The sequence below is a fragment of the Pseudomonadota bacterium genome (assembly GCA_018823135.1).
Lineage (GTDB): Bacteria > Desulfobacterota > Desulfobulbia > Desulfobulbales > CALZHT01 > JAHJJF01.
This window is the reverse complement of the sequence record JAHJJF010000126.1, coordinates 60,350-80,005: the sequence shown is the minus strand read 5'-3', so window position 1 is coordinate 80,005 and position 19,656 is coordinate 60,350. Positions and strand designations below refer to the sequence as shown.

Here is a 19,656-nt window from a genome sequence, read left to right as displayed (position 1 = left end):
AAAAAGCTAAGAGACGCAGGGACTTAATGCTGACCTGTAAGTTTTCATTGTAAGAAATACCCGAGTCCGTGATTTTGTTAAATCCTGGACTCTTTTTTTTGCTTAAATCATGACAATTCAAAATGTAATGTAACTTGCTGATATTATTTGATTTTTTTATTGACAATTGTTTCGGGCCGGTTATATTCGAAAAATGATAAGTAGAGGTATGGAAATAAATTCTCCTGAAGCTATAGCGAGAGTCGCGGTGAAAAAGAGGGAGGCAGTGTCTCAGTCGGGCAGGCCCCTTTTGGCCGGACACGGTATGGCAAGGACATCCCGGGACGGTTTGCTTGTTTTTGGGATGTTTTCCACCTTTGTATTTTTATGGGGTCTGGCATGTCTTATAGGTGCCATGTTGGGCGGGGGATTGATTGATTTGGCCAGGAATTGGTTCGGATCTGTGTTAGGGATGTGATGAATGAGGCTTAAGCAGTAACCGCAGGTTCTGTTTGGCATAGGAAGGGCTGCCCAGTTGAGGGCGGCAAGATTTAGTGACAGGGTTCCAGTCTTAACTTGGCGGGGGCTGGGACTCTGCACTAGTCTTTTTTTTGAATACTCAGTTACGGAATATATTTTTCGTTTATTACAATAAGCTTGTCAGAAGCCCCGGTGCAATTATCAAGAGCCGCGGGCTTTTTTTATGCCCTGATGGTTCGGACTCACCAGCCCGCCTTTCGGGGAGTGATTTCGATCTGAATCAGCATGTTACCTGTATCGGACAATTTGGATTTTGAAAAATTTTGCTGCAGGGCAAGTTACTGTTTGAAAATGCAATTAGTTGAAAAACCTATCGATATCACACAAGAAATATTCGGGCTAAAGTTTTCCTGCTCTGTTGCTATTTATAGCCTGCAGGAGTATAAATGAACTAATAAAAATGTTGTTTTATTATTCATTTAATGATGGATATTTTCATCAGGAAGAGGGCTGATAGTGGGCACTTTTATCCGAGGTTTATTTGTTTTTTTTATAATAGTTATTGTCGGGGGTGTCATCGCTCTGTTTTGGAACCTCGAGCACAAACTGCCGTCGCTAAGCTATAATGAATTTCTTGTGATGCTCGACAGCAAAGAGGTCGTCGAGGTCCATGTCAAGGGCGGATCCATCATCCTTACCGATGCGACGGGACGCAAAGTAACGACTTTTGCCCCTGATGTTCAGGCGCTTGTTCCACGGTTTATTGAAAAAAATGTCGTTATATACGGCGAAGCTGACAAAACTCCTTTTATCGTAAATCTGGCAATGGTCGGTATTCCGATCCTGGTAGTTTTTATTATCTGGTTCTTTGTGGCAGGGCGTCAAAGCCGAAAGGATGAGTCGTCGGAATTCGGTAAAGATAAGGCTATCAAGTTTTCTTCCGGATCTAAGGGGCAGGTCACCTTCCGGGATGTTGCAGGGATTCCGGAGGTAAAGGAAGAACTCCTCGAAATAGTAGATTTTCTTCAGAGGCCAAAGAAATACAGTAAGCTGGGAGCGATAATTCCCAAGGGTATTTTATTTCAGGGGCCTCCCGGAACCGGGAAAACCCTTTTGGCCCGTGCCATAGCCGGTGAAGCCGGGGTGCCTTTTTACAGTATCAGCGGTTCCGATTTTGTTGAAATGTTTGTCGGTGTCGGCGCTTCCCGGGTGCGCGATCTTTTTCGCGAAGCCAAGAAACACGCCCCCTGTATCATATTTATTGACGAGATTGATGCGGTGGGCGGCCATCGTGGCGGCGGCGGCGCAGCAGGAGGAGGCCAGGATGAGCGCGGTCAGACCCTGAATGCATTGCTGGTTGAAATGGACGGCTTCGGCACCGATGAAACGGTCATTGTTCTTGCGGCGACCAACAGGCCGGATATTCTTGATACGGCGCTCTTGAGACCGAGGCGTTTTGACCGGCAGATCACAGTGTTGCCTCCGGATGTAAAGGGGCGTCTGCAGATTATTGAAGTACATGCCCGGCGCATCCGGATGGTGGAAAACCTTGACCTGGAGCATCTGGCAAGAAGCACTCCCGGCTTTACCGGAGCTGAACTGGCAAGCCTGGTGAACGAAGCCGCGCTGATTGCGGGTCGTGCTGAAAAGGACGCAATTGATATGAGCGACTTTGAGGCAGCCAAGGACCGCATGCTCATGGGTGTTGAAAGGAAGAATTTCGTCATCGGTGAAAAGGACCGCAGGACTCTTGCCATTCATGAAGCAGGGCACGCGATTCTTGCACGGTTTCTCCCCGAGACTGACCCGTTGCATAAAATCACCATTATTCCCAGAGGCAGAGCCATGGGTCATACCCAGCAGATGCCGCTCCATGACCGTCAGGTGTATTCCAAGGAATATCTCTTGAATCGCATAACTATTTTTATGGGAGGGCGCGCGGCAGAAGAAGTGGCGCTTAACCAGAAAACCACCGGCGCTGAAGATGATTTTCAGCAGGCCATGGAGATTGCGACCAATATGATCTGTAAGTGGGGCATGGATGATGTGATCGGCCCGCTTTCCCTGGCCAGGGGAGACCAGGGATTCCTTTCCGGCGGCAGCATGATGGCCGCCATGAGTGAGGAAACCGCCAGGAGAATTGATGGCAAGATCAAAAGTATGATTGATTCATGCTATGAGAAGGCCAAAAGCATTCTTTCAAGAGAAAAGGATTTTCTCGAGCATCTGGCGGAGATTCTCTTAAAAGAGGAAGTGCTCGATAGGGAGGAAATGGAAATAATCTTTGAATGCACGCAGAAAAGGATGCGTGAAAAAAAGGCGACAGGGGAAGAAGGCAATGCCTGTCCGGCTATCGTCACGGAAAATTTTGAAGTCTGATATACCGGCCCGACTAACTTAATAAACAGGGAATGACGTGTCAAAAATCGGAGATATACTGAGAATTTTATTCGATGGAATTGCCCGCAGTAAAGTTGCGGTAATCGGCGCCATCATGTCGGTGATGATGTTTCCTTTTCTGTTGATCTCCGCAGCTCTCGATATGCAAGGGCTTATCAAAAATCCCTATTTCGGCTTTCTCACCTATATGGTCATGGGACCGGTGTTTGTGCTCGGTCTGGTACTGGTTCTTTTTGGAGTGTTATTTTGTAAGAATGACGAGGAAATCGGTGTTTATGCCTTTGAGTATCTTAAAGAACAATTTACCAAACCCGGACGTTTCACCAGAGTTCGGCGGCTCATTTTATTGACCACGGTCATTATCAATCTGACCTTTTTAGTTGTTGTGATGTTTTCCTATTCAGCCTTTCATTACACAGAGTCAGTAAGTTTCTGCGCCCAATTCTGTCACGAAGTCATGAGGCCTGAATTCATTACTTATCAGAATTCACCCCATTCCCGCGTGCCCTGTGTTGAATGTCATCTGGGAGAAGCGGCGCAATGGTTTGCCCGTTCTAAGATATCCGGGGTGAAACAGCTTGCCGCGGTTGCCATGAAAACTTACAGCCGCCCCATAGAGACCCCCATCGGCGGTCTCCGTCCCTTTAGGGAGACCTGTGAAGAGTGTCATCGGCCTGAAATGATTCACGGCGATAAGCTTTATGTTAAAGATAAATTTTTGCCCGATGAGAAAAATACCCATGTTCAGACCGCTCTGCTCATGAAGGTCGGTTCCGGCGGGTACAGCGGCCAGAAGGCCCATGGCATTCACTGGCACGTGTCCCAGGAAAATACCATCAAGTACAGTCATGCCGATCAGGCGCGTGAAGATATTTATAAAGTAACCCTTGTGGATAAAAAGGGGATGGAAACGATTTACTCCAGAGATCCCGTGTGTGCAGAGGAAAATTCTCCGGATGAGTATTCTTACGCCTCTGGCAGCACCCGGATCATGGATTGCATGGACTGTCATAATCGGCCGACCCATATTTTCCTTGCACCGGACGAGGCTCTGGATAAAAAGCTTTTAAGCGGGGAAATATCAACGGATTTGCCGTTTATCAAGCGGGAGGGGCTTAGGATAATCACCCAGGAGTATGAAACTTCGGAGAAAGCAAGTAACATGATCGCCATCCAGTTAATGAGCTGGTATAAAAACAACTATCCTGAAATAGTCGAAAGCGATGCAACAATACTTGCCAAGTCTGTAAGGGGGGTTCAAAAGGCCTATGCTGAAAATGTTTTCCCTGAAATGAAGATTTCCTGGGGAAGCTATAAGAATTTCATCGGCCACAAGGGTGCTAATGCCGGTTGTTTCCGATGTCACGACGGATCATTGCAATCAGCATCCGGTCAGGTGATAACCATTGATTGCGAGTCATGCCATATTATTCTTGCAGAGAATAAGCCGGCGGGTAAAGCTTTGCAGATCTGTTCCGAATGAAAATGACGGACGATGTTATAAATAATTTATTGTGCAGTTGACCCGTTAATTTTGTCAAATCCGTTGCAGGTAGCTGTCTTAACCTGTATTTTTGATCGATAATTAAAAAAAGGTTGTAATCTCCCCGGCTCCTGATATTTATGGTAGATTGCATTGGAGAATTCGCAGGAAGGAATATGCTGGAGAATCCCGGCTCAATGGCTGATATGATTGGGGAAAACATGGATGGCTGATAAGGAAATGCCAAACCTGGATCATGTTTTTCTATTGTTTTCTTTCCTTTGTTGTTGACAAGTCTCTTTTTTTTTTGGTTTATTCGTATCCCTTTTTATTGTTGATTAAAGCTCAGTTCCTTCGGAAAGAGACATCGGTCTTCATTTCTGAAACGAGGAGAAGAGAATGGCTGTTGAAAACAGTGATCCGATATATCCCATAAGCGTTGCATCGAAACTTCTCTCGGTTCATCCGAGAACTCTGCGGATTTATGAGCAGGAAGGGCTTATTAAACCATCAAGAAGGGGCAATAAGCGTTATTTTTCCAATGATGACATTGAGTGGGTACGTTGTATCCGGGCCTTGATTCATGAGAAGGGAATCAGTATTCCCGGGATTAAAATGCTGCTGGAACTTACACCCTGTTGGGAAATAAAGAATTGTCATCCTGAAATACGCGATAAATGTTCGGCTTTTATGGATAGATCAATTCCCTGCTGGGAAAGAGCTAACACCGCATGTGCCAAGGAACTGAAACTTTGTGAAAGTTGCGGAGTTTATATTAAGGCAATGATAGAAGCCAAAGAAGTCGCCGCCTCATCAATCGATTAATTTTGATGGCATCGCAAAAAGTCGGATGCTGAAATATCGCCTTCAGTAATTTCATGTAGTAATAAGAGAAATACGCGACCTCATCGTGTTTTTTTACCACAGGGCATAAATACGATGCCGACAATTTTCATTTAAGGCAGTTTGATCAATATCTCCTTGTTTCGGAGAATTTTTTCACGACAGACAGGATTTATAAACAGTTGAAAGGTTTGGACGGGTTTCCGTGGATATTTTATATGCACGGATATTCTTTCGTTTTTCTCTCCTGGCGATATTTGCCTGTATGCGGTTTTTGTGATTTCGTTCCTTTTCCTGCTGAAGAGGGCGGATATTTGTGTTGAGTTAAGTTGTGTAATTTTTAACGCCAAGAAAGGAGTGTAATAGAAGTATGAGTGTTGACGAAAACAAACAAAATTTATCTGATCAGGATACGGAAAACAGGGAAAATTATAAAAGCGGCTGGCATTATATAATCCGCGGCATGTGGCGTTCCCCGTTGGGCCTGATGGGAGTTGCCATCACTACAGTCAGTATCACCCTGATGCTCGTCGGGCTGGCTCTGGATGTCCTTGGGCTTATCCATAATCCCTATGCCGCCATGGCAACGTATCTGTTGCTGCCGGGCGGGATGGTAACCGGTCTCTTGTTGATCCCCATCGCGGCATTTGTAAGACGCCGCCGTTGGCGCAAATACGGGATTGCACGGGATCATCTTCATATTAACCTCAGTGATCACAAGCATAGAAGATGGCTTGTTGGATTTATCGCGCTTACGGTAATCAATCTTTCTATCCTGGTGGTAATCGCTTATGAGGGATATCATTTTACCGATTCGTCATTTTTCTGCGGCAGGGTCTGCCACACGGTCATGGAGCCGGAATATGCAGTTTATCAGCGCTCTCCGCACGTCAAAGTAAAGTGCGTTGAGTGTCATATCGGTCCGGGCGCCGACTGGTTCGTTCGCGCGAAAATTTCAGGTCTTCGCCAGGTCGCGGCGGTTATGGCGGGTAGTTACAGTCGCCCGATCCCGGCACCGGTGGAACATCTTCGCCCGGCTCGGGATACCTGTGAGGAATGCCATTGGCCGGACAAGTTTCATGGGAAAAAGATTAAAATATTCCAGCATTTTTCCAATGAAGAGCAGGCTCAACCTGAAGTCACGGAAATCGCCTTGCATATCGGTGGACGTAATCCTCAGACTGATGCATTTGAAGGTATTCACTGGCATGTCAGTAAAGATGTCCAGGTGAGTTACCTTGCAGCCGATGCAAAACGGACTCAGATTGCCAGAGTCAAGGTTACTCGCCCGGACGGCAGCCATGATGAATTTGTCAAGGAAGACATCGATGTTGCGGAGGATGAGACCCATGAATGGCGGATCATGGATTGTATTGACTGCCATAATCGACCGACGCACATCTATCAGATGCCTGAAGAGGTAATTGATGCCGGACTGCTCAGCAGAAAAATAAATCCTGATGTTCCGGGTATTCGTGAAGATGGTTTGGCGGTTCTGACCAAGGAATATGAAAGCCGTGAAGCGGCCCAGGAAATAATGGTCAGAAACCTGGTGGAATTGCAGAAGAAAAGAGATCCTGCCAAGGCCAAGCAATATGCTGCTGATATCAAGCGGGCCGGGGAATATCTCCTTGCTGGATATTTAGGCAATGTCTGGCCGGCGATGAACGTTTTATGGGGAACTTACGGGAAACATCTCGGCCACCAGCGTGCCGAAGAGGGCTATGGTTGTTTCCGTTGCCATGATGAAGAGCACCTGAATCCTGAAGGAAATTCAATCTCCCAGGATTGCAGTGTTTGTCATGACGAGCCGTAATAAACCGGATTATTTCATATGAAACAAAAAAGCCTCTCGATTATCGAGGGGCTTTTTTTTGTTGAATCCGTCAGTGGCGGTGGCAAACCAGCCTGCTCTGTCATCACCCCCGGTAAGGCTCTTCTTTGAATCTGGGCTTTCACCGCGACGACAAGGGATCCAGGGACACGTATAATCAATCCCGATGCATTCTTTTTTTCAAGCGCTGGAGAAGGCCTGCCTTTCTCCGCAGAATTTTCAATTCCGGCAAACGGTTTGCATCTCGGTAATGTGCGGTGGTTTCTTTCATCCCAGGGAGAATTTTAAACCCGAAATGCAGGTAGCAGCCGTATCCCAGGCCGGTGACATCGGTTGCAATTACTTCGAAAGGCTCATCAGTGCTCCGGGCCTTATAATCTTTCTGGGCAATTCCGACCCCGAGACTCAGGAGGGCTGCGCCTATGCCTCTTTTTCGATGCTCTGCTTTTACTGCAAGCCCATGGCCCGCGGTCTGGGTTATTGCCGGATGCGGATTGATTGACGAGTCGTTGACAATTGAATATCTGCCGCTGTTTTTCTGTTTCAAGGTGATAAAGCCAATGTCATTGTTTTTTATGCTGAGCACCACATCAAAATAATTTTCTCTTTGAGAAAACCTGACATCGAATTCTTCCCCGTATCCGGTCCGGATGACAGTATTATGGTTTTCCCACAAGGCACTGATCACTGTCTCAATATTTGAAATTTTATCCTTTTGATTTGATGAGTATTCAATAGCTTTAAGGTAGTCCACGCGCACCTCCTGCGAGTAAGATAATCACTGGGCTTCAATCCGCATGGATCGGAAAATATGCGGGCAACTGATCCCGCCATATTGTTTGCAACCCGTAAGCGTTCATGCCGAAAATAGTAATAAGAAAAGTGTATCAAAATAGATCATTCTTATAAAGAAAAACCTTGCAGATTTATACCACAATGTGGCATATTCACTACCACACTGTGGTATAAATCAGTAAAAAGATTTTCGGGATATTTCAGTGTTTTGGGATGTTGTATTCAGTAATTGTAAAGAAACTCTTGCATGGGCATTTTTTGGGGGAGCATATGACGACGCTGTATTGGGTGATTTTTCTATTTCCGTTATGCGTAATTCTTTTTTTTCTTTCGGTGAGGATGGTCAGTCAATTCCAGGAAGGCATTTTATTCCGCCTCGGTAAGGTTATCGGCACCAAAGGACCGGGCCTGGTATTTCTTATTCCCCTTGTTGAGAGAATGCCCAAGGTCGATTTGCGAACTATAACCATGGAGGTTCCTGGTCAGGATGTCATTACCAAGGACAATGTCTCGATAAAGGTCAGTGCTGTCGTCTATTTCAAGGTGGTGGATGCTGTCAGGTCGCTTATCGATGTTGAGGACTATCAGATGGCCACATCGCAACTGGCCCAGACGACACTCAGAAGTATCTGCGGTCAGGATGACCTTGATCATCTTTTATCCGAACGTGACGCAATCAATAAAAAAATGCAGGTAATCCTTGATCAGGAAACCGAACCCTGGGGAGTCAAAATCCATAAGGTCGAAGTCAAGGAAATTGATCTGCCTGAAAACATGCAGCGTGCCATGGCAAAACAGGCCGAGGCCGAAAGGGAACGGCGTGCCGCCATCATCAATGCCGACGGGGAATATCAGGCAGCTGCCAAGCTCTGCGAGGCAGCAAGTCTCATTGACCAGCATCCAGCCGCCCTGCAGCTTCGTTATCTGCAGACCATCCGTGAAATAGGTACGTCGGATAAGACGTCCACGCTTATTCCGGTTCCTTTGGATATCTTTAAAAAAATATTTAATAGTTGATTATTTGGTCTTAAGAATAAATAAAGAAAGGAGGGGTATATCTTAACAAGTAACATTAGCGTCACTTTTATTTAATCTTTGTCGGTCTCGCATGAGCGCAAGGAACGGATTTTCTGACGGGACTAAATTTTTTCCCGGGCGGAACAAGAAAAGAGATTTTCTTTTCCGGCAGGGTGCGAGGCTTTGGTTTTGCCGATCACAGAAAAGAACTAGAGAAGGAGAGAACACGAATGATTCAAATACACAAAGATACAGCGGAGAGATGGGGGTACACCGGGGTGGGGGCCCTTTTTCGATCCAATAAGGTTTTACTGGGTATTCTTGGCCTGTTGGGACTCCTGGTTTTCTACGGCCTGGCCGTTGGCCTGCATGGTACTTTTACCGGGTATCGCCATGTTTACGGCGTCACCCGCCAGATCCCCTGGGGTCTGTTGATTTCTGCCTATATTTTCTGCGTTGTAACATCCACCGGACTCTGTCTTGTTTCATCCATCGGCCATGTCTTTGGCTATGAACCTTATATGCCCATAGCAAAAAGAGCGGTATTTCTTTCCATTACCTTCATGCTCGGCGGCTTTATTATTATCTTTTTTGATGTGGAAAATCCTTTCCGCATGCCGATTTATAATGCGTTTTCGCCAAACCTCACATCGAATATGTGGTGGATGGGAACTCTCTATACCCTGTATCTGATCGCCCTGGGGATTGAATATTTCTTCCTCCTTGATCAGAATCACGCCTGGTCTAGAATTTTCGGTTTGTTCGGCGTCATCTTCGGGGTTGCGGCCCATAGCAATCTCGGAGCGGTGTTCGGCATGCTGCACGGTCGTGAGTTCTGGTACGGTCCTTATATGCCGATTTATTTCATTGTTTCGGCAATGATGTCAGGCGGTGCCGCAATCATTCTGTTTACCTGCATTTCCTGGAGAATCGACCGGCATATCATGAGCCGTCGCATGGAGAGAAGCATCAAGGCGGTGTGTCAGCTCACTACGATGCTGATTGCGATTATCATGTTTTTTACCATATGGAAAATTATCAGCGGTGTTGTCGCCCCTGAAAAATATGTAGCCATTAAAGCATTTGTTCTCGGCAGGTATGCCCTTAATTTCTGGGGTGCTGAAGTACTGCTGGGCATGGTGATTCCTTTTATTCTGTTGATTCAGTCCGAGGGCAGGGACCTCAGGAAGATGTTTATTGCATCGTCATTTATGATGATCGGCATATTTTTCATGCGTTATGACCTGGTGCTTGCCGGTCAGATCGTTCCGGTCTTTCATTCACTTGGTGTTGATGAGTACAGCTCCCTTCTTGAATACACCCCTTCTTTTCATGAAATTTCGGTAGTGGTAGCGGGCCTTTCATTCGCCGGTGTTTTTTATTTATTAGGTGAGAGGATGCTGAACGGCCATCAGTTCCAGAAACATGAAATCGTCCCTCCAGGCGCGTATGTCTGCCCTGGTTGTGGTGGAATTCACTACAAGAAGGAAGGTGAATCCGAAGAAGAATCCCTCAAGCGTCATCACCGGGTTCGCAAGGTAGATCGTGACGATTAATGATTTCTGAACTGAGCAATTAAGGAGGAATAGATATAATGAAGTTTTCGAAAATAAACCTTGATACAATTAAGGATGAAGGCCTGCGCTCCGTCACCGGTCTGGAACGGAGGGCATTTTTAAAAATCGGCTTTGCCGTCACCGGCGTTTTTGCCGGCGGCAAACTGCTGTCGCTGGTCTCCAATGTCAATGAAGCGTTTGCAAGCTCGAGTGACTTTTTAGAGCAATACCCTTACCGGCCGCATTACAGTATGGTGATTCGACAGGGTCTTTGCATCGACTGTGAACAATGTGTAACCGCCTGCAAAGAAACCAATGATGTTCCGGACTATGGATACCGGACCAGAATTCTGCGGAAAAGGGTTACGGATGCCATCGGCAGGCAGCGGGAATTTATCCCGATCCTTTGCAATCACTGTAATGAGGCGCCATGCACCCGTGGATGTCCGACCAAAGCTACTTACAAGGATCCAACCACCGGTATTGTAATGATGGATAGGAAGAAGTGCATCGGTTGCAAGATGTGTATTCTTGCCTGCCCGTACGAGGCCAGATACTTCAATGAGGAAGTACACGCCATTGATAAGTGCAATTTCTGTTGGGATACACGTCTTTCAAAAGGCAAGAAGCTCACCGCATGTGCTAATGCCTGTCCAACCGGAACCCGGATGTTCGGTGATGTCTCCGACCCGGAAAATGTTATCTATAAAATGGTCCATCAGATAGAAAAACAGGTATGGGTGCTGCGGCCGGAGGCTGGTACCAAGCCCAATGTCTTTTACATGAAGGCAACCAGATCTTCGCCATGGGAACTCAGAAGGCAGGCGGAAGAAAGATAATAATACATTTGATAATCAATAGGCAAAAGATCCGGGATCATGCGCTTCAACGGGCATTTAAAAATATCCGGGACAGGAATTCTTATAAAAGGTGAAGAAAATGAAAAAACTTTTATTTCTTTTATTGCTGGCAGTTGCAGCAGCGTTTTTTCTTAATTCTGCAGCAGTGTTTGCTGAAGATGAAGAAGAAGCTCCTGAGCATGGCGGTGATATAATTTATACCAAACCGCTCAAGGCGGTTATTTTCAGCCATAAAGCCCATACCGAAGACCTTGGTCTGCATTGCGACTGGTGCCATGAAGAGACTTTTGAAATGGAAGCGCTGGCCATGCAGGAGACCGCTGATTTCGATATGCAGAGTCTTTGTAACGAAAGATACTGCGGAACATGCCATAATGGCGATATTTCTTTTTCAACGACCACCCAATGCGCCCGCTGTCATATCGGCGTCAAGGGCTACAATGAACTTGTCGAGCAAGGAAAAATCGTGCCGGAGAAAGAAGATACGAATGTGACGGTTGAACATAAATAACCGGGAGTTGATGGTATTATATACCAAGGGAGAAAATTTATGCTAACAGGCAATAATATATTGAAATTGATTACAACTGCCGCAATAATCTGTGCAATTGTCTCGACAGCGGTATTGATCCAACCCCGCATATCCTGGTCGGACTCAGCCGAGTATGCGGCTCAGGCATTGAAGGAGGCTGAAAAGGCGAGAAGCGAGGCGGAAAAAGCGGTTCTTGCTGCAGAGCGTGCCATTGAGGATGCGGAAAAAGCCATGGCCGATGCTGAGAAAAATAAGCAGGACGCCAAAAAGGATAAAGCCAAGGCCATGGAGCAAATGGTCCAGCACGGCTATTTCCCCGATGATTTTTCCATGGATGCCCCTGATGGCAAGGTGTCTGCGGTTTTCAGCCATAAAAAACACACCGAGCGTGAGCAATTGCGCTGTGTGGAGTGCCATCCCAAGGTGTTCCTTATGAAGGTGGGGAAAAATGTCGTAAAAAAAGGCCATCTCACCATGGATGAAATGAAAAAGGGCAAATACTGCGGCAACTGCCATAACGGTCATAAGGCCTTCAGTGTTACCTCTATACAGCATTGCAAGCGGTGTCATCCCAAGCAGTAGGTTTATTTCGATAACGAGCAATATTGCTACTCTAGGCCTCCCGATTTTTGGGGGGCCTTTTTTTGTTGCGTTGGACGCCTTTTGGTTGTCAGGTTTCCGTGATCGCGAACGAATTTGTTCGGTTTTCTGGAATCCGAACTCTTCGGCTTATATCCTATAATCTGATAACTACCTGTAATAAAAAGCAAAATGTTTTTCGCCTAAAAAGGCTCGATTTTTGCATATTATCAGCTTGTTAGATTTATTCCGTCTCAGTGCAGTGGAGCGTTGAATTTTATTGAAGGAAAGGAGGGAGCCATGAAAAAACTGCTCATATTTGCAATAGGCACCTGTGCCTTATTATTCTCAAGTCTCGCGTCGGCAACACCAGTAACATTTGATGTGGCGGACGATCCGGATTCATCATTTTCTTTCAGTAATCTATTTGTCGTATCTGATCCAAAAGACCCACTGACACTTAACGCAGCTCTCGCATCCACTTTGGACGCGGAAATTTTTACTCTGAATGACGGAGAATCCAGAGTTATTGATTTTTTCTGGATCACTTTAGGTGGAACAGGATTTGTATCTGCAGATGTGGAGGCAACACTTGCTTTTGATTCGCCGCTCGTAACTGCTGATACAACAGCGGAAGCTTCCGCTGCGGCAGTCGCCTTTAGCGGGTCATTTACCGCGGGGGCTATACTCTGGGACAGGCCGCCATTACCTCATAATTTCAGTCTTTTCGGTAATGATATCAGTGTCGATTTTCTTGATGTTTTTGGAATTATCAGTGGTAACACGGTGATGGTCCAAGCATCGATTACCAATCACGGCATGGCTTCAATACCTGAACCGGCGACAATGCTGCTCTTGGGGACCGGGCTTATCGGAATCGGGGCTTTCCGACGACGAAAAAGATGAATTGGGCATAATTAACATACTAATAAAAAAACCCGGCATGCCGGGTTTTTTTTATGTCTGCACTTTATTGTCATGAACTTTTCGTTGATGTATTATCAAATCATGAAAAATCGCACATCGCAAATGTATTCATTTTGTTTCCCCCTTGTCCATGGCCGTGGTTACCGGAACATCGACCAGGCGAATACTGCACTTATTGCGGGCAATATTACAACCAGATATCTTGGGAAGAATTATCCGGCCCTGGGCATGGGATATGATTTCACCCCTTTGCTTAACGGCAGCTTTCTGGCTATTTCCAACTGGACGGACCATTCCAGACTTCTGGCCATGAACCTGATGTTCTCCCTTTCCGATGAATCAGAGCTTTCTCTTGCTATTAGTCTGCCCCATGGCCATGAACCGGAAGGAATGCAAATCAAATCAGAATTCGGCTCGAGCCCAGTCTCTGTAATCCTTGATTATCGTCTTTATTTTTGAACAGGATGCACTGGCTGGTGCTGTTCAAATTTCTGTGATGTATAATTCCTGATAAACCTGTAGAGTTTCGTAGTTTTGTTTTTCCGGAATCATGTAATAGTTTCCGTTGTTCCGAACGGCTTCCCATAATCTTTTCTGTGTCAATTTTCATGACTGCCTCTAACTGTTTGATATGTTTCTCAAAGATTTATATCATGCGGCGCGGAATGATTTTTGCATAAAATAAAGCAAAAATACTATATCGTTTCGGGTCTTAACTGGCTCGCAAAATGATTAAACGGGCGGCGTTTTCAAGCAGTTCCCCAAGCAAGAGAATTTACTGGTTAGTTTTTTTTCTAATCGATATAGCCTCCTTTACTCAGTAAAAAGAGTTTTCAGAACCAATTTGATGAATCAGACCTTACGAGATACCATACTTGCGACCCTTGAAGACTTTTCAAATGATGAAGACGGTTTGCTGGTTGAGATGCGGCAACTTGTCGCCGAACATGGAAAATCTGTTTATTCAGTTATACTGAATATTCTGGCAAGCATTGACCTCTCTAACGCCGAGGCTGAAAATTACTGGCAGAAAATTATTCTTCACTATGCTGAGATGAAATCGGATTTGGGCCGCTCGGTAAGCTTAAGGACCGCCATCTGCGACTATTTCTGTACGGTTCACAAGTACTTGAAGAATCCTAAGGTAATAGAAATCCATCTCTATGAAAAAACCGCCCAGTTTTCAAAACTGGATGAATTGACCGGCTTATTGAATCGTCGGGTATTTAACGAGGTTTTTACCCGCGAAGTTTCTCGCGCCGAAAGGCATCACAGTGATTTATCGCTGTTGTTCTTTGACCTGGATAATTTCAAGCTGATTAATGACACATACGGACACCTGGGCGGTGATCTGATCTTAAAAAGTGTTGCGGAAATCATCCGCAAGCGCAAGAGAATTGAGGATGTTGCGGTCCGTTATGGCGGCGAGGAAATACTCCTTCTGCTCCCTGATACCCCCAAAGTGCATGCCCATGAGATCGGAGAGCGGATCAGGCAGGAGATTGATGAGGCGCGATTCGTCTATGAGGGTCGGGTTCTTAAGGTTACCATAAGCGGGGGGCTTGCTTCATATCCCTATGATACAACGGCACCACAAAGGCTGGTCGAGGCTGCCGATTCCGCTCTGTACAGCGCCAAAGCCGCCGGAAAGAACAGGATAGTTCTTTTTTCCGGAGACAAACGACGCTATGTTCGTGTTGACTGCCATGGAGATATCAAACTTAAAGAGCAGCGATTCAACGATGATATCATGCATGCTGCTCAATGCAGAGATATCAGCAGGGGGGGGATGATGGTTGAAAGCAGCGACAATATTTCCCCTGGTACGAGATTACTGACTCAGTTCACCCTTCAGGATGAAAAACAGCAGCTTTTTGCCAGCACGGTTGTGCGGGTTGAACCCTCTTCTGAAGATAAATTCAATATAGGCATGTCATTCCTGGATATTGATTACCGAACCGGAAACGAACTTGCCGGCTTTGTGATGAACAGGATATGATCAAGTTCATATGTCGGAGGTGAACTCATATGTTTTCTTCCCTTCACTCCTGCCCTTGACATGGTTGCAGGTGTAACTGCAGTAAAACAGCATCGCCCCTCAATCACCTTATACCAATTAATTCTATGTTGAATCGATTATTCCAGGCAGGAAGATATTGCCTGCAGAAGAACATCCATGGTATGCGGCTTGGAAATTACCTTGCGAATCCCTTTCACATTTTTAACTTTTTCGAAATCCATGGAATCGTCCCATCCTGAAGTAAGGATGATCGGTAAATCTGCGCGGATTTTTATGAGTTCTCCGGCAAGTTCAATCCCGGTAAGTTCTGGCATTCTCTGATCGGTTATTACTATGTCGAAATGGTCCGGTGCAGCCTTAAACAGGCGCAAGGCATTTCTGGCATCAGTTTCGGTTGTGACCTGAAACCCTGCCTGAGTCAAGGCAATACTCCACACCTGGGTGTTGAGCTTTTCATCGTCTATGAACAAGATGTGCTTTGAGTCCGACGCTTCCATTGGCCTGGCTGCTGAAGTGAGTTTTTCCAGTTCCAGCGGCTGCTTGGAAAGAGGCAGGAAAACATGAAAAGTCGAACCTTTTCCCGGGGCGCTTTCAACGATGATTGCGCCATGATTATTTTCGATAATGCCATGGGTTATGGCCAGTCCCAGGCCTGTTCCCAGGCTGAAAGTTTTAGTAGTGAAGTAGGGGTTGAATATTTTTTCAAGGGTGTCATTGTCCATCCCCTGGCCGGTATCGCTCACCGTGAGTCTTGCGTATGTTTCTCCCTGTATTAATCTGGGATTTGTAATGGTCAAGGAATTGGTGATTTCAACTTCCGATAATTCGATTCGGAGGATCCCGCCGTTTGTTGCCATGGCCTGGCAGGCATTCTGCAGCAGGTTCAGGCATACTTGTTGAATCTGGGTGACGTTGGCGTCAATCGCTCTGCAGCTCGAATCAACGTGAATCTGGAATTCAATATTGTCGGGGACTGATATTTCATGAAGTTGCAGGGTTTCGGCAATTATCGGCTGCAGGAGAACCGGGCGTTTGTCCTGCTCATCATGTCTTGAATAGATGAGGATTTGTTTGACCAGTTCTGAGGCACGATTGCAGGACAAAGTGATGCCTTGAAAGTTTTCGTAGTTGGCATCGGTTTTCGAGATATTATTATTAATGACCTCAAGATATCCGTAGATCATGTTCAAGACATTATTGAAGTCATGGGCGATACCTGCGGACAGGGTGCCGATTGCCTCGGATTTTTGTTTTTTATGCAAGGCATCGCGCATGAGTTTTCTCTCGGTAATATCCTGAGCGGTGCTGGTGAGCATCAGCGGCGACCCTTGGTCGTCGGTGGTCACCGAACCCCTGCCTTCCATTATCCACTGGGTGCCATCGGCTCGGACCATCTTTACATCCATCCGGTACGATTGTTTTTCATGCAGAGCTCGTTTTATTTCCTGAGCAAAACCATCGCGGTCATCGGCATGGACCCTCTGAAGCAGGCCATCATAAGTGGGTACGTCGTCATCGGAATTTAAACCCAGGAGGCGGAAAAGTTCTTCAGAGAATGTCACTTTGTTGGAAAGAATGTCCCATTCCCAGCTTCCAAGGCGGGCAACGGTCTGGGAGACTGCAAGTTGTGCGTCGCGGCTCTTGAGCGTTTTGAGAAGTTCTTCCCGGCAAAGGATTTCCTCTTCAAGCTCCTGGGTTCGCTGGGAAACGGTTTTTTCGAGATTCACTTGATGATGGATGAGCCGTTCTTCGACCTCCTGTCTTTTTTGAATATCACTGGCAATGGTATTACTTAAAAATTCAAATTCATCTATGCCTTTATATTGTGGAAGCTGGTTGTTGCGTAAAGGAGTAATGATCTGTTTCAGGGGGATGAGCACAAGGCGCCAGAGCAGAACAATAATGGCTATTGCCAGAATGGTGTAAGAGGCAAAAAGCAGGTACAGACCCTGGGTAATCCTCTCTCTGAGGCGTTGATAATTGGCGGGATTCTCTATTACGCTGATTTCCCAGTTCCACGGAGCAAATAGTGTCTCTGAATAATATTCCGAATAGGTTTGTGCATAATTTTCTGGATAACCCGGCTTTGAAACAGGCCCGTTAATGGAATACAGCAGGGAGCTATTTTCAAAAATCTGCCCGGTTAATCCATTGAGGCTGAAGTAGATCTCAAGTTCGCTGATCGTTTCAGCCTGATGTATTTTGGCAGCATCCAAAGTCGGTTCGTGGATTAAGAGCTGGTTATAGTGATCGGTGATCAGTGAGTAAATATCATTGTGGTGTCTTTCCGCTTCTCTGGTTATCCGGTATTTGATAAATGAATTGGTGTTTTGCTGCAGATAATAATACATGCAGCCGCCCATGATTTCGAGCAGGACGATAATCGGCATGATTATTATAATGGTTAATTTTGAGGTAGGCTTGTTATCCATAATCTTTTCCAGGGATATTTCATAAGTCAGTGAAGCGGGATATACCCGGAAGCTTTTATCGCATCATGACCTGCCGGTCCTAACACATATTCAACAAACAGACGGGTGAGTTCCGTAGGATTTTCCGAGATATTCATATAAAGTTTTCTTACGATCGTATATTTGCCAAGCATTGCATTGGTCTGATTTGGTTGGATATCATCGGTGATCAGCGGTTTAACTTTATCCATGTCGATATGGCCTATGCTTAAGTATCCAATAGCATATTTTTCCCAGGACACAACGATTTTCATGGCGTTGTTTGAATCGACGATGCGTGTTTCAGGAGAAAAGGAGCCATTAAGGAGCATTTTCTTCCAGAAAATATCTCGCGTACCGCTTGCAGCTTCACGTCCGTAAAGGATGATTGGCTGGTCTTCGCCGCCTATTTCACGCCAGTTCGTGATTTCTCCGGAAAAAATCTTCCGTATCGAGGCACTTGAAATATTTGACACCGGGTTTGAGGGATGCACAATCGGCGCAATTCCATCAATGGCAAAAGGAATTTCTCTGAGATTGTATTGTTGCCTTTCATGGTCATTGAGGGGGCGGCCGCTATTGCCGATATCAGCCATGCCCTGTCCCACCTGCTTAATGCCATTGGCCGAACCTCCTCCATGAACGGTGATATAGATCTTAGGGTTGAAGTCGCGCACTTTTCTGGCAAGTTCGGTCATTACCGGTATATGGGCCGTGCCGCCGCTTATCGTAATGTTTCCCTGTTTGCCGGCAAATCGATCAAGCTCATTTGAATAAGCCGGAGAGGTTAAGCACCAAGAGAGGAAAAAGAAGGAAAGCAGGGTCAAAAAAAACGGGTTATATCTATCAAAGCGTTTACTCCGCGGCATGTGGATTCTCCTGAAAGACACAGATAGCTGGCAAGGGACTTTTGAGCATACATGAAATACCAAGTATACATACTGTAAAATTTTGAAAATATCCAATGTAGTTAGCGATTTTTCTCTAATTCCCTGCGGCTTGCACCGGAGTAGTTCACTTTTAGTGAGGAAAATATATTTTAGTTGTTGATAACATTTATTTTGTACAATATAGTTATTGCCTATGGATTTACTGTAATTAATAGAATTGATGAATGGACCGCCGTGAATTTATTTTTTTTGCTTTCTGCATTAGGGATGATCGCCGGATTTTTGTCCGGACTTCTTGGTATTGGCGGGGGAATCGTCATGGCCCCGCTGCTGCTGTTTGTTCCGCCAATTTTTGGTTTTGAGCCGCTTGCCATGCAGGTTGTTGCCGGTCTGACCATTGTGCAGGGTCTGCTTAGCTGCCTCTTCGGGTCGTTGATTCACAAGAAATTTCATTTTGTTTCAGGCCAGCTCACTCTCTATATGGGAGTGAGTATATTTGTTATGGCGGTGCTGGGCGGTGCCGGGTCCCGCTTCGTGTCAAACGACATTCTGCTTTTTATTTTTTCATGCCTTGCCGGCATTGCAGCATTTTTGATGATAATTCCGGTCAAACTAGACACCGAACGACCTGATGTGGATGATCTCTCGTTTTCCAGGATCAGGGCGGTTCTTGCTTCCTCGGGAGTAGGTTTGCTTGGCGGTCTGGTGGGGCAGGGCGGCTCGTTTATATTAATTCCGCTGATGACTTCTTACGTGCGGATCCCAACAAGAATTGCAATCGGCAGCAATCTGGCAATTGTTTTTCTTTCGTCACTTGCGGGTTTTATCGGCAAGGCGGCAACCGGACAGATTGAGTGGTTTCTCGCTCTTCCCATTGCCTTGACCGTTATCCCGGCTTCAACCATCGGTGCTTACGTAAGCCGGGGGCTTCCGGTGAAGGGATTGCGGTTGATTCTTGCCGTCTTGATCGGACTTGCAGCGGTGAGAATGTGGATTTCACTTCTGGCCTGA

Annotated in this window: 16 protein-coding genes; 13 read left to right on the top strand and 3 right to left on the bottom strand. The window is 46.0% G+C overall.

What is annotated here, in order from left to right; genetic code table 11:
• Nucleotides 1–975 precede the first annotated feature (975 nt).
• The 4 genes from ftsH to KKE17_13255 all read left to right on the top strand — a co-directional run bounded on the left by ftsH (nt 976) and on the right by KKE17_13255 (nt 7,001).
• Entirely contained in the window at nt 976–2,838 is a 1,863-nt protein-coding gene (gene ftsH / locus KKE17_13270; protein MBU1710966.1) for an ATP-dependent zinc metalloprotease FtsH, read from the top strand.
• Between the two features lie 37 nt (nt 2,839–2,875).
• Nucleotides 2,876–4,342 carry a NapC/NirT family cytochrome c gene (locus KKE17_13265; GenBank protein MBU1710965.1) on the top strand — a complete coding sequence of 489 codons (1,467 nt, stop codon included), beginning with the start codon at nt 2,876–2,878 and terminating at the stop codon, nt 4,340–4,342.
• 399 nt (nt 4,343–4,741) lie between these two features.
• Nucleotides 4,742–5,167 carry a MerR family transcriptional regulator gene (locus KKE17_13260; GenBank protein MBU1710964.1) on the top strand — a complete coding sequence of 142 codons (426 nt, stop codon included), beginning with the start codon at nt 4,742–4,744 and terminating at the stop codon, nt 5,165–5,167.
• Between the two features lie 388 nt (nt 5,168–5,555).
• Entirely contained in the window at nt 5,556–7,001 is a 1,446-nt protein-coding gene (locus tag KKE17_13255; protein ID MBU1710963.1) for a NapC/NirT family cytochrome c, read from the top strand.
• Between the two features lie 175 nt (nt 7,002–7,176).
• Here the strand turns inward: KKE17_13255 and KKE17_13250 are convergent, their stop codons facing one another.
• Nucleotides 7,177–7,773, bottom strand: coding sequence for a GNAT family N-acetyltransferase (locus tag KKE17_13250; protein MBU1710962.1), 597 nt, complete (start codon nt 7,771–7,773; stop codon nt 7,177–7,179).
• A gap of 311 nt (nt 7,774–8,084) precedes the next feature.
• Here KKE17_13250 and KKE17_13245 point away from each other — a divergent pair, with 311 nt between their 5' ends.
• From KKE17_13245 to KKE17_13210, 8 genes are all read left to right on the top strand, one after another.
• Nucleotides 8,085–8,831 carry a slipin family protein gene (locus KKE17_13245; protein ID MBU1710961.1) on the top strand — a complete coding sequence of 249 codons (747 nt, stop codon included), beginning with the start codon at nt 8,085–8,087 and terminating at the stop codon, nt 8,829–8,831.
• 230 nt (nt 8,832–9,061) lie between these two features.
• Complete coding sequence (nrfD, locus tag KKE17_13240; GenBank protein MBU1710960.1) at nt 9,062–10,387, top strand: polysulfide reductase NrfD; 1,326 nt, start codon at nt 9,062–9,064, stop codon at nt 10,385–10,387.
• A gap of 38 nt (nt 10,388–10,425) precedes the next feature.
• Nucleotides 10,426–11,226: a 4Fe-4S dicluster domain-containing protein gene (locus tag KKE17_13235; protein ID MBU1710959.1), complete on the top strand. Its 801-nt coding sequence runs from the start codon at nt 10,426–10,428 to the stop codon at nt 11,224–11,226.
• Nucleotides 11,227–11,326: 100 nt separating this feature from the next.
• The gene (locus KKE17_13230; GenBank protein MBU1710958.1) at nt 11,327–11,758 is read left to right on the top strand and encodes a hypothetical protein; all 432 of its coding nucleotides are present in this window, start codon (nt 11,327–11,329) and stop codon (nt 11,756–11,758) included.
• 39 nt (nt 11,759–11,797) lie between these two features.
• Complete coding sequence (locus KKE17_13225) at nt 11,798–12,361, top strand: cytochrome c3 family protein (GenBank protein ID MBU1710957.1); 564 nt, start codon at nt 11,798–11,800, stop codon at nt 12,359–12,361.
• A gap of 297 nt (nt 12,362–12,658) precedes the next feature.
• Nucleotides 12,659–13,264 carry a VPLPA-CTERM sorting domain-containing protein gene (locus KKE17_13220; protein ID MBU1710956.1) on the top strand — a complete coding sequence of 202 codons (606 nt, stop codon included), beginning with the start codon at nt 12,659–12,661 and terminating at the stop codon, nt 13,262–13,264.
• 123 nt (nt 13,265–13,387) lie between these two features.
• Nucleotides 13,388–13,744, top strand: coding sequence for a hypothetical protein (locus KKE17_13215; protein ID MBU1710955.1), 357 nt, complete (start codon nt 13,388–13,390; stop codon nt 13,742–13,744).
• 388 nt (nt 13,745–14,132) lie between these two features.
• The gene (locus tag KKE17_13210; GenBank protein ID MBU1710954.1) at nt 14,133–15,284 is read left to right on the top strand and encodes a diguanylate cyclase; all 1,152 of its coding nucleotides are present in this window, start codon (nt 14,133–14,135) and stop codon (nt 15,282–15,284) included.
• A 137-nt stretch (nt 15,285–15,421) separates the two neighbouring features.
• Here KKE17_13210 and KKE17_13205 read toward each other — a convergent pair whose 3' ends face one another.
• Both KKE17_13205 and KKE17_13200 read right to left on the bottom strand, forming a co-directional pair.
• Nucleotides 15,422–17,737 (bottom strand): response regulator, encoded by a 2,316-nt coding sequence (locus tag KKE17_13205; protein ID MBU1710953.1) that lies wholly within the window; start codon nt 17,735–17,737, stop codon nt 15,422–15,424.
• Between the two features lie 26 nt (nt 17,738–17,763).
• Nucleotides 17,764–18,624 carry a phosphate ABC transporter substrate-binding protein gene (locus KKE17_13200; GenBank protein ID MBU1710952.1) on the bottom strand — a complete coding sequence of 287 codons (861 nt, stop codon included), beginning with the start codon at nt 18,622–18,624 and terminating at the stop codon, nt 17,764–17,766.
• A gap of 255 nt (nt 18,625–18,879) precedes the next feature.
• On the opposite strand from KKE17_13200, the gene KKE17_13195 reads away from it, so the two are divergent.
• Nucleotides 18,880–19,656 carry a sulfite exporter TauE/SafE family protein gene (locus KKE17_13195; GenBank protein MBU1710951.1) on the top strand — a complete coding sequence of 259 codons (777 nt, stop codon included), beginning with the start codon at nt 18,880–18,882 and terminating at the stop codon, nt 19,654–19,656.

Coding starts and splice junctions, on each gene's coding strand:
- KKE17_13225 (MBU1710957.1), top strand. CDS start 11,798: ATGCTAACAGGCAATAATATATTGAAATTGATTACAACTGCCGCAATA.
- nrfD (MBU1710960.1), top strand. CDS start 9,062: ATGATTCAAATACACAAAGATACAGCGGAGAGATGGGGGTACACCGGG.
- KKE17_13245 (MBU1710961.1), top strand. CDS start 8,085: ATGACGACGCTGTATTGGGTGATTTTTCTATTTCCGTTATGCGTAATT.
- KKE17_13205 (MBU1710953.1), bottom strand. CDS start 17,737: ATGGATAACAAGCCTACCTCAAAATTAACCATTATAATAATCATGCCG.
- KKE17_13220 (MBU1710956.1), top strand. CDS start 12,659: ATGAAAAAACTGCTCATATTTGCAATAGGCACCTGTGCCTTATTATTC.
- KKE17_13230 (MBU1710958.1), top strand. CDS start 11,327: ATGAAAAAACTTTTATTTCTTTTATTGCTGGCAGTTGCAGCAGCGTTT.
- KKE17_13260 (MBU1710964.1), top strand. CDS start 4,742: ATGGCTGTTGAAAACAGTGATCCGATATATCCCATAAGCGTTGCATCG.
- KKE17_13235 (MBU1710959.1), top strand. CDS start 10,426: ATGAAGTTTTCGAAAATAAACCTTGATACAATTAAGGATGAAGGCCTG.
- KKE17_13200 (MBU1710952.1), bottom strand. CDS start 18,624: ATGCCGCGGAGTAAACGCTTTGATAGATATAACCCGTTTTTTTTGACC.
- KKE17_13255 (MBU1710963.1), top strand. CDS start 5,556: ATGAGTGTTGACGAAAACAAACAAAATTTATCTGATCAGGATACGGAA.
- KKE17_13210 (MBU1710954.1), top strand. CDS start 14,133: ATGAATCAGACCTTACGAGATACCATACTTGCGACCCTTGAAGACTTT.
- KKE17_13215 (MBU1710955.1), top strand. CDS start 13,388: ATGTATTCATTTTGTTTCCCCCTTGTCCATGGCCGTGGTTACCGGAAC.